The organism is Stenotrophomonas sp. YJH_SMC_81 (genome assembly GCF_059370875.1).
On the sequence record NZ_JCAFUB010000011.1, the window covers coordinates 108718 to 118768 of the forward strand.

Genomic DNA, 10051 nt, shown 5'->3' on the forward strand with positions numbered 1-10051 from the left:
CGCCCTTGTAGCCCGGTTCGCGCATCCTACGACCGTTGCGGCGGAGGTGGGCCGCGTGTATCGAGGAGCGCCGGTCGTGCTGGAAGCGGGCAACAAACCAGAAGGCCTGAAAGGGTTGAGAGTACTGGTGGCGGAAGATGAATTCGCCATCGCGATGTTCCTGGTGGACTACCTGGAGTTGAAGGGCGCGCAGGTAGTGGGGCCGGCCGGGGACCTGCAGGCACTCGGCCGGCTGCTGGATGACAACCCCATCGATGTGGCCCTGCTGGACATCAACCTGGGCGGTGAACAGGTGTACCCGCTGGCCGACCGGTTGGCCGAAGCGGGTACGCCGTTCATGCTGACCTCTGGCTACGATGACAACCTGCCCAGCCGCTTCGCGGATGCGCCACGCTGCACCAAGCCCTATCACATCGAGGCCCTGGTCCAGCAGCTGGCGGGACTGGTGGCGACGCCGCAGGCCCCTGCGGGCATCGCCTGATTGCGCGGCATGTCGCGCCACACCGAAGGCCTCCGGGCCGTGGAGCGCCCGGCGGGCATGCCGCCGTCGCTGCAGGCGCATGCGCGTCATGACGGCATGGCCGCCCGTATTGCCCGGCACGACTGGTCAGGCACGCCACTGGGTGCGATCGAGCAATGGCCGCCGCACCTGCGCGCCACCGTCGACCTGATGCTTGCGCACGGCTTTCCGATGATCGTGCTGTGGGGCGAGCAGCTGGTGCAGCTCTACAACGATGGCTATGCCGAGATCCTGGCTGACAAGCATCCTGGCGGACTGGGCCAGCCGACGCGCGAGTGCTGGCCCGAGGTCTGGCACATCAACGGCCCGATCTATCAGCGTGTGTGGCAGGGCGAGACCATCACCTATGAGGACAAGCTCTATCCGCTGGCGCGGCGGGGGCGCTTGGAGGATGTCTGGTTCACCATCACCTACAGCCCCATAAGCGGAGAGGACGGGTGCATCAACGGCGTGCTGGTGACCATGTTCGAAACGACGGCCGCGCACGTTGCGCAGGCGGCCCGCGAACGTGAGGAACAGAAGCGCCGTGAGAGCGACCGCCGGTTGGCGCTGGCCTTCAAGGTGCTGCCGGTGGGTGTCTGCATTGTCGATGCCGACGGCAACCTGCAACTGTCCAACGACCAGATGCGGACCTATCTTCCCACCGGCAAGGTGCCCTCCACGGATCGCCCCAACCACTACCGGTGGCAGGGTACGCATCCCGATGGCTCGCGCATCGAACCCCACGATTTCGCCATCGCCCGCGCCCTGCGGGGGGAGACGATGGTCCCAGGCCTGGAGTTCCAGTTCATCCATGACGATGGGCGCGCGCGCTGGACGCGTGTCGCCGCCGCACCGCTGCGTGATGCCGATGGCGGGGTGAGTGGCGTGTTCGCGATCGCCGTGGACATCGACGACCTCAAGCGTGCCACCGAGCGCCAATCGGTGCTGCTGGCCGAACTGCAGCATCGCGTGCGCAACATCATGTCGACCATCCATGCCCTTGCCTGGCGGACCCGCGCATCGGTCGGCAGCGTGGACGAGTATGCCGAGCGCCTGTGCGCGCGGCTGATGTCACTGGCGCGCACGCAGAGCCTGTTGACCCGTGGCGCCAATGTAGGGGTCTGCCTGCGCGGCATGCTCGAGGAGGAGATCGCGGCGCAGACGCCGGCCGCCGCCTATCACCTGCAGGGTGAGGATGTGCTGTTGCCACCGAAGGCGGCCGAAGTACTGTCGCTGGCCATCCATGAGCTGACCACCAATGCGTTGCGGTATGGCGCGCTGGCCCACGAGGACGGCCGGATCGATGTCTGCTGGCACCTGCAGGTGCAGGATGGGCAGCCGTGGCTGGGCCTGCACTGGTGCGAGCGCCATGCCGAGGTGGCGGGGTGGGAGATGCCACGCCAGCGTGGCCTGGGCCGGGTCCTGATCGAGCAGCGGGTGCCCTATGAACTGGCCGGAAGCGGCGAGCTGCGCTTTGCCCCGCAAGGCCTGGATGCCTGGATCCGCTTCCCGCTGCGCGAGCGCGACAGCCTGCTGCAGACCGACGCCCCGGACACCGGGCTGCCTGGGTAAAAGGGTATTTATCTCCAATTTGGCCAAATTGGGTATAGTGTCGCTTATCCACCCCGCCTGGAGCCGTGTGATGACCCTGCCGCTGGATCTGCCTGGCCTCGAGAAGGCCCCGGCCTCGTCGGTGAAGACCCGGGGCTGGCCGAGCCTGATGCGCACCGTGCGCGAAAAGCAGGCGCTGGTCATCACCAACCACAATCACCCCGAAGCGGTGATCGTGGATATCCGCACCTACCAGGAGCTGCTGGCCAAGGCTGCCGGCGGCGATGCCGATGAGCGCAGCGAGGAACTGCTGCGCCTGCGCAGCGAATTCGACCAGACCCTGGCCGGGCTGCAGCGCGGAGAAGGGCTGGGCAAGGTACTGGACCAGCCGATCCGGCGCGGCCGCAAAGTCACCCTCGGCCGTCCGCTCTGATCGATGGGACGCATCCTGGCGCTGGCCGGCGTCAATGGCGCCGGCAAGAGTTCGCTGCTGGGCACCTGGCTGGACGCCGAAGGACTGAGCTGGTTCAACCCGGACTCGTTCACCCGTCGCCTGGTCGACGCCGGCTGGCCGCTGCCGGAGGCCAACGCGGAGGCATGGCAGGAAGGCACCCGCCGCCTGCGCCAGGCCATGGCTGATGGCACCGACTTCGCCTTCGAGACCACACTCGGCGGCAATACCATTCCGCACCTGCTGCGTGAGGCCTGCGAACGGCATCAGGTGGCGATCTGGTTCTGTGGGCTGGCCGATGTCGAGCTGCACATCGCCCGTGTTGCGGCGCGGGTGGCCGCTGGCGGCCACGATATTCCGGTGGAGAGGATCCGCGCGCGTTTCGATTCCGCGCGCGCGAACCTGCTGGAGCTGCTGCCACACCTGGCCGAGCTGCATGTCTACGACAACAGCGCACCGGCCGACGCGCAGGGCTGCGTGGTGCCGCTGCCGGTACTGGCCATGGCTGCAGGCGAACTGCAGTACCCCATTGCGGTAGCCGACCTGCTGCACACGCCCGGCTGGGCCAAGCCCATCGTGATGCGCGCGATGGAATTGAACAGTCCGCGCGATTGAGGGCGCGTGCGTTGTAGAGCCGAGCCCATGCTCGGCTGATTCCCCGAAGGGCAGCCGAGCGCGTGCTCTGCTCTACAACGCAGGCTTCACCTGCTCGGGGTCTGCAACGTCCGGCAGCGGTGGCAGGGTCCGGTCCACGGTCACCGGTGCATCGCTCAGCAGCAGCGCAGCGGCTTCCTTCCTGCAGCCGACCGCCGGCGGTGAGCCACGCAGCGGCAGGCCGGCGGTCTCCTTCACGAACAGCATGGTCACCAGGCCGATCACCGCCGCGCCCATCAGGTAATAGGCCGGCACCAGCGGGTCGCCGGTACGTTCCACCAGCCACGCGGTCACCAGCGGCGTGGTGCCACCGAACAGCGACACCGAGACGTTGAAGGCGATCGACAGCGCGCTGTAGCGCACCGGGGTATAGAACAGCGCCGGCAGCGTGGACGGCATCGAACTGGTGAAGCACACCAGTGCCAGTCCCAGCAGCATCAGGCCGAGGAAGATCAGCCCGTCATGGCCGCTGCCGACCAGCAGCAGGCACGGAATGGCCAGCACCAGCAGCGCGATACACGCGCCGATGATCATCGGCCGGCGGCCCAGCCGGTCACTGAACACGCCACCGACGATGTTCAGCGGCATCATCACCAGCATCACGATGATGATCAGCAGCAGGCCCTTGCTCTCGGCATAGCCCATGGTGACGCTGAGGTAGCTGGGCATGTAGGTCAGCAGCATGTAGTCGGTCACGTTGAACACCAGCACCAGGCCCATACATACCAGCAGCTGGCGACCGTGCACCTGGAACAGCGCGCCCAGCCCGGGACGATCGTGCTCGCGCTTCTCGGCTTCCTCGGCGAAGGCGCGGAAAGCCGGGGTTTCCTCCAGTTTCATGCGCATGTACAGGCCGAGCAGGCCCAGCGGACCGGCTACCAGGAACGGAATGCGCCAGCCCCAGTCCAGCATCTGCTCGCTGCTCAGCAGCATGTGCAGCGCGGTGACAGTACCTGCGCCGGCGATGTAGCCGCCCAGCGTGCCGAACTCCAGCCAGCTGCCCATCAGGCCGCGGTTGCGGTCGGTGGAATACTCGGCGATGAAGGTGGCCGCGCCGCCGTACTCGCCACCGGTGGAGAAGCCCTGCACCACGCGCGCCAGCAGCAACAGCACCGGCGCCCAGATGCCGATGCGCTCGTAGGCGGGAATCAGGCCGATCGAAAAGGTGCCCAGCGCCATCAGGATCATGGTGAACGCCAGCACTTTCTGGCGGCCGTAGCGATCACCCAGCGGCCCGAACACCAGGCCGCCCAAGGGGCGCACCAGGAACGCCACGGTGAAGGTAGCGAACGCGGCGATCACCTGCGCGGTGGGATTGCTGGAGGGGAAGAACACCTGGCCGATGGTGACCGCCAGATAGCCGTAGACACCGAAGTCGAACCACTCCATGGCATTGCCGAGTGCGGCCGCGCCGACGGCGCGCTTGAGCATGGGCTTGTCGACGACGGTGATCTCATCGACCTTCAGGTGGCGGCGGCGTTTGAACCAGCCGAAGTGGGCGTGTGCATCGGGGGTGTCCTGCATGGGGACTCCTTGTTTGGTAAATACAGTGCGGGATAGACGGTGTGATGTGTCCCGAGAAACGGAAACGGCGATGCAGACGCAGGTGGCGCAGGGGCATCGGGGGCAGGGAGAATGTGCGCAGGCACGACGCCACGCGCACGTCAACGTACCGCCGTAACGGTGGACATGCGGAAACAGACCGCTGCAGCCGCGCAATCAGCGGCCAGCGGTCACGTCAGCGTGGGAATGCAGGCAGAGCGCCTGCGGGCGTCATCCGCCGGGATCCAGCGCGAGGCGATGGAAGGGCAGGGCGGGAGCCATCGTGGCAAGCGAAGCGCCGGTCGGCAGTGCTTCCCACGTAACAGGTGCGCCCGTCACGTAGTGGGTCGTGTCGATCATCGGTTCATGATAACGGCATCGGTGTGAGCGTGCGGAGAAGCGTGCTGATCTGCACGCTGTGTTCCATGGCGCCTGTTCATCCGCAACGCATGCGATGACACGCGTTGAACGAACCCTGGCCGCAGCGCTCACGCAGTGCTGTCTACGGTAGTGCCGAACGCAATCGAGAAGGAGCATCGCATGACCCGTCGCATTCCCGAAGGCACGCTGATCATCGTCGCCGATGGTGGTTCGGCCCGCGTGTTCACCAACGTTGGCGACGAACATCAGCTGACGTTGAAGCAGGAAGGCGAACTGCGCCTGCAGGACATCAGCGAGCAGGGTATCTCAGGTCAGGGGCCGGCCGGTGCGGTGCCGAAGGACATGTCCATTTCTCAGCTCAACGAAGCGACGTTCGCCAAGCAGGTGGCTGAGCAGCTCAACGAAGATGCCTTGAATAATCGCTATGCACACCTGGTACTGGTGGCAGACCCGACCACGCTGGGCCGTATCCGCCCGCTGCTGCACAAGGAGGTCCAGGCGCGCCTGCTGGGCGATATTGCCAAGGATCTGACCAATTCACCGGTGGAGGACATCCAGAAGGCCTTGGCGGGGTGACGACCATGCCGTTCATGCGTGACTACCCGGCGGCGGAGCCCGCCGGCGCGGACGTGGAAGCTCAGGCGGGCTGGCTGCTGCTCGAGTTCGGTGCACCCTGGTGTGGCCATTGCCAGGGCGCGCAACCCACACTCCAGGCGTTTGTGGACGCCCATGATCTGGTGCATTGGAAGATCGAAGATGGCAAGGGAAAGCCACTGGGGCGTGCTTTCAAGGTGAAACTGTGGCCCACCGTGGTGCTGCTGCATGACGGCCAGGAAGTTGCGCGGGTGGTGAGGCCGGTCGACAGCGCCGACCTCGCCACGTTGCGGAGCGCGTTGCCGGGTTGAGGGCAGCAGTCGCTGCCTGCGGCCCGCACGGCGACGAGCAGGCTTGGCTGCATCGCGGTCTAGTGATAGGTCACCCTTTCCGCTTCCGCGCGCAACTTCTGCAGCAGGCAACGCCCATGCTGGCTCAGCATGACCATCGCATTGGCGATCTGCTTGGCGTCGTAGCCCATCGGTGCGGGTGGCTTCGGCTCGGGGCCGTACTGCTCGCCGATGAGGATGGCCATGCCTTCGGCACTGTTGAGGGCATGCTCGATGCGCTGGAACAGCGACTCCATGGCCGGGCTGAGCGGGCGTGGGTGTTTCATGCGGAAACTCCTTGGGTGCGAGGTCCACCGCAAGGGTGGCGGGCGGTGCGAGGTTGGAACTTCGGCTGAGCTACGAGAAAAGCCGGAGGGCCATGCGGCCGCCGCGCAGCGCCCGCCGTAGTTACGAGGGGCTATCTCTGTCCTTCCTTTCGGGGGTTCCAATCCCGGCAGCGGCATGTCCGCTGCGGCGCCATCCTGTACGCATCACGACGTGGAACGCTCATTGATGGTGTCTGCCGAATGGGCAGAATCGAAAGGTCACATCACTCACCGTTGTAGATCCCGGCAAACAAGTGGCGGACGCGACAATCCCTGTCGCGCCCTTCACGCCGTGGCCGCGAACCCCAGTCCGGCAGCCACACCTCCCGCCTTGAGACAAACCCGCAATCGAATCGACCACGGGCCGAAGGCGACCGATTACCAGCTGTAACTGACACCCACCTGCGCACTGGTCTGGTGATAGCCGCTGGCCCGCTGCAGCGACAGGCCGCCCCAGGCACCGACGCCGTTGGCAAACTTCACCGATGCGCCGCCGCTGAACTCGCCACGACTGCGCGGGATGCGCGCATCGGCCACTTCGTCATCCATCCGGATCTGCGATTCGGCGCGGGTGTGCAGCCAGTTGGCGGCCAGGTACGGCTGCACTTCCGCCGCGCCGTTGCCCGGGCGGGTTACGCCGGACAGGCGCAGGCCCGCGCGGCCGAACACACCATTGGCATTCTCGGCGCTCACCACCGTGCCGTTGGCCTCGGTGTGGCGGTTGCTGTCCCAGCGGCTGTAGCCCACCTGCAGCTGTGGCTCCAGGTAGATGCCACCGTTGCTGGCACCGCCCACACGGAACGCGTAGCCGGTTTCCATCGCACCCTGCCAGGCACGGCTGTCGTAGCGTTCCGCGTCCAGACCGATGCCTTCCACGCGATTGCGGAACTGCGCACGCTGCACCGAGCCGTCCACATAGAAGCCTGCATACGGGTCGGCACCGTTGCCGCCACGCCAGGTGCCGTAGAGGCCCAGCGCCTCGCCCTTCACCTTGCCGCGGGCGTAGTAGCCGGTCAGCTCATTGGTGGAGGTGCTGCTGGCGTTGCCGCTGGACAGCATCACGCCCACGCTGCTGCCCGAATCGTGACGCCACACATCGGCACCGACGGTCAGTGCCTGGCTGTTGCCACGGATGTCGAGCTGGCGACTGATGGCATCGAAGCCATTGCGTGAGCCATCCACGCGTGCCCAGGCGCGGCCGGCATTCTGGCCTGCATGGCGATCGTGGTAGCCGACGCGGAACATGCTCTGCGCCGCCTGCAGGTTGGCTAGGTAAGCGCCTTGCTCGGGGCGCAGCACCGGTTCCGGATCGACCGGACCCACGGGATCGACTGGATCCACGGGGTCCACGGGGTCCACGGGATCTACTGGATCGACCGGATCGACCGGATCGACCGGATCGACTGGATCGACTGGCCGGCATTCCGGCAAGTCGGGGTTCGCCACGCACGGGTCAGGCACGGTCGGCAGCTGCGAACGCAGGTACCAGTTGCCATCGGTGCCGGTGCCCTTGTGCAGGAAGTACTCGTACTGACCGCCCACCGCGCGGCCGGAGAGGTTGAACCGGCCGCTGGAGGTGCCACCGATCTGGATCAGTTCGATGCCCTTGTCGGTCTGCGCACCTGCGCCGCCGACATTGTTGACGCGCACGTTGGCCGTACCGCTGGTGTCACCGCCGATGATCAGCTTGTCGGTGGCGGCACTGTCGCCGGCCAACACGGTGTTGAAGATGATCGTGCCACCGGCGCCGCTGAAGTTGCCGGCCACGTTGAGGCTGTGGAAGGCGGAGCCGTCGCCGAGCGCGATCTCGCCGCCGCTGCCCAGCGACACCGAGCCGGTGCTGCTGCTGCCGGTCAGCTGCCAACGGGCATTGTCCACCGCCATCGACGTGATGTTCTCGGTGGCACCACGCAGCGAGGCGTTATTGGTCAGGCCGACATCGACGATGCTGCCAGCGGTGTTGATGATGTTGCCGGAGAGGTTGGAGTCGTCGACGGTGAAGCCAACGGTGGCAGCGGCCGCAGTGACTTCCAGCAGGTTGCCGTTGCTGCCGATCAGCTGCGCGCCGTTGCGGGCGGTGAAGCGGACGTCGGAGTCTGGGATGCGCGCCAATGTGGGTGCGGGGACAATCAGTGCGGCACCTGCGTTGCCTTCCACCCTGGAAGCGTCGATGACCACCGTGGAGGCGATGGGGCTGGTGGAACTTCCTACGGCGTAGATGCCGTTCTGTGCGCCAGTTACCACGCTTCCGTTGCCCACGTGAATGTCTGAGCCCTCGAAAGCGACGATGCCGTTGCCGGCCAGTGCCGGATCTGCAGTGCTGACCAGCTGGCCGATGACTTGCGTACGGTCCAGATTCAGCACAGCGCGCCGCCTGAATGTTTCGCCTATCACGCTGATGCCGGCCCCTTGGCCGGTGATCTGGCTGTTGCTGATGTTGGCTACGGGGTTTGGACGTCCCTGCGAGCTGGCGTAGGTAAGCTCCACGCCGCGTCCACCCGTGTTGTTTACCGTCGACTGGGTGAGCGTGAGTACGCTGTTTGCGACGCGGATTGCGGTGGAGTTTACTGCTGATGCAGACACCTCGGCACCTGAAAGCGTCGCCGTGGACTGGGCATGTGCGTCGATGCCGAGTGTCTTTCCGCCGGGATTGACGATCAGCCGGGCATTGATGAGTAACCACGCCTCTGGCAAGTCTCCCGGTTGCACGGTTGCGGACTGCCCAGGGTTCAGCGATCCGGCATGCAGCGGAGCTGCCATGGCAAGATAGCTGGTCACAGCCAGTGCGAGGAAACGGCGAACAGCGATCTTCATGGAAAGTCTCCTTCGACCCTCCGTCCCAGCGGCCTACGAAAGTTCATGTGGATCGGTTGGGAGGCGCCAGCTTGGCCGCCTCCCATGCGCAAGGCTTACCAGCTGTAACTGACACCCACCTGCGCACTGGTCTGGTGATAGCCGCTGGCCCGCTGCAGCGACAGGCCGCCCCAGGCACCGACGCCGTTGGCAAACTTCACCGATGCGCCGCCGCTGAACTCGCCACGGCTGCGCGGCACGCGTGCATCGGCGATCTCGTCATCCATGCGGATCTGCGATTCGGCGCGGGTGTGCAGCCAGTTGGCGGTCAGGTACGGCTGCACTTCCGCCGCGCCGTTGCCCGGGCGGGTTACGCCGGACAGGCGCAGGCCCGCACGCCCGAACACACCATTGGCATTCTCGGTGCTCACCACCGTGCCGTTGGCCTCGGTGTGGCGGTTGCTGTCCCAGCGGCTGTAGCCCACCTGCAGCTGCGGTTCCAGGTAGATGCCGCCGTTGCTGGCACCGCCCACACGGAACGCGTAGCCGGTTTCCACCGCACCCTGCCAGGCACGGCTGTCGTAGCGTTCCGCGTCCAGGCCGATGCCTTCCACGCGATTGCGGAACTGCGCACGCTGCACCGAGCCATCCACGTAGAAGCCTGCATACGGTTCGGCACCGTTGCCGCCGCGCCAGGTACCGTAGATGCCCAGCGCCTCGCCCTTCACCTTGCCGCGGGCGTAGTAGCCGGTCAGCTCATTGGTGGAGGTGCTGCTGGCGTTGCCGCTGGACAGCATCACGCCCACGCTGCTGCCCGAATCGTGACGCCACAGATCAGCACCGACGGTCAGTGCCTGGCTGTTGCCACGGATGTCGAGCTGGCGGCTGACGGCATCGAAGCCGTTACGCGAGCCATCCACGCGGGCCC

The 10051-nt window shown here is 66.1% G+C and carries 10 protein-coding genes; 6 read left to right on the forward strand and 4 right to left on the reverse strand.

Annotated features, from left to right (window positions below; translation table 11 throughout):
• Positions 1 to 76 precede the first annotated feature (76 nt).
• The 4 genes from AC5P8U_RS17820 to AC5P8U_RS17835 all read left to right on the forward strand — a co-directional run bounded on the left by AC5P8U_RS17820 (position 77) and on the right by AC5P8U_RS17835 (position 3119).
• Positions 77 to 481 carry a response regulator gene (locus tag AC5P8U_RS17820; protein WP_005416747.1) on the forward strand — a complete coding sequence of 135 codons (405 nt, stop codon included), beginning with the start codon at positions 77 to 79 and terminating at the stop codon, positions 479 to 481.
• 9 nt (positions 482 to 490) lie between these two features.
• Entirely contained in the window at positions 491 to 2074 is a 1584-nt protein-coding gene (locus AC5P8U_RS17825; RefSeq protein WP_447896957.1) for a sensor histidine kinase, read from the forward strand.
• A 70-nt stretch (positions 2075 to 2144) separates the two neighbouring features.
• Complete coding sequence (locus AC5P8U_RS17830; protein WP_072168826.1) at positions 2145 to 2486, forward strand: type II toxin-antitoxin system prevent-host-death family antitoxin; 342 nt, start codon at positions 2145 to 2147, stop codon at positions 2484 to 2486.
• A 3-nt stretch (positions 2487 to 2489) separates the two neighbouring features.
• Positions 2490 to 3119, forward strand: coding sequence for an ATPase (locus AC5P8U_RS17835; protein ID WP_072168825.1), 630 nt, complete (start codon positions 2490 to 2492; stop codon positions 3117 to 3119).
• A gap of 72 nt (positions 3120 to 3191) precedes the next feature.
• Here AC5P8U_RS17835 and proP read toward each other — a convergent pair whose 3' ends face one another.
• Positions 3192 to 4682 (reverse strand): glycine betaine/L-proline transporter ProP, encoded by a 1491-nt coding sequence (gene proP, locus AC5P8U_RS17840; RefSeq protein WP_151355190.1) that lies wholly within the window; start codon positions 4680 to 4682, stop codon positions 3192 to 3194.
• Positions 4683 to 5240: 558 nt separating this feature from the next.
• Here proP and AC5P8U_RS17845 point away from each other — a divergent pair.
• Both AC5P8U_RS17845 and AC5P8U_RS17850 read left to right on the forward strand, forming a co-directional pair.
• Positions 5241 to 5657 carry a host attachment family protein gene (locus AC5P8U_RS17845; RefSeq protein ID WP_072168823.1) on the forward strand — a complete coding sequence of 139 codons (417 nt, stop codon included), beginning with the start codon at positions 5241 to 5243 and terminating at the stop codon, positions 5655 to 5657.
• A 5-nt stretch (positions 5658 to 5662) separates the two neighbouring features.
• A complete protein-coding gene (locus AC5P8U_RS17850; RefSeq protein ID WP_072168822.1) occupies positions 5663 to 5986 on the forward strand; it encodes a thioredoxin family protein in 324 nt (107 codons plus the stop codon).
• Between the two features lie 59 nt (positions 5987 to 6045).
• On the opposite strand, the gene AC5P8U_RS17855 is transcribed toward AC5P8U_RS17850, so the two are convergent.
• The 3 genes from AC5P8U_RS17855 to AC5P8U_RS17865 all read right to left on the reverse strand — a co-directional run.
• Complete coding sequence (locus AC5P8U_RS17855) at positions 6046 to 6291, reverse strand: hypothetical protein (protein ID WP_447896958.1); 246 nt, start codon at positions 6289 to 6291, stop codon at positions 6046 to 6048.
• A gap of 417 nt (positions 6292 to 6708) precedes the next feature.
• The gene (locus tag AC5P8U_RS17860) at positions 6709 to 8694 is read right to left on the reverse strand and encodes an autotransporter family protein (protein WP_495214244.1); all 1986 of its coding nucleotides are present in this window, start codon (positions 8692 to 8694) and stop codon (positions 6709 to 6711) included.
• Positions 8695 to 9239: 545 nt separating this feature from the next.
• On the reverse strand, positions 9240 to 10051 hold an 812-nt coding region (locus tag AC5P8U_RS17865), incomplete at its 5' end, for an autotransporter outer membrane beta-barrel domain-containing protein (protein WP_495214245.1).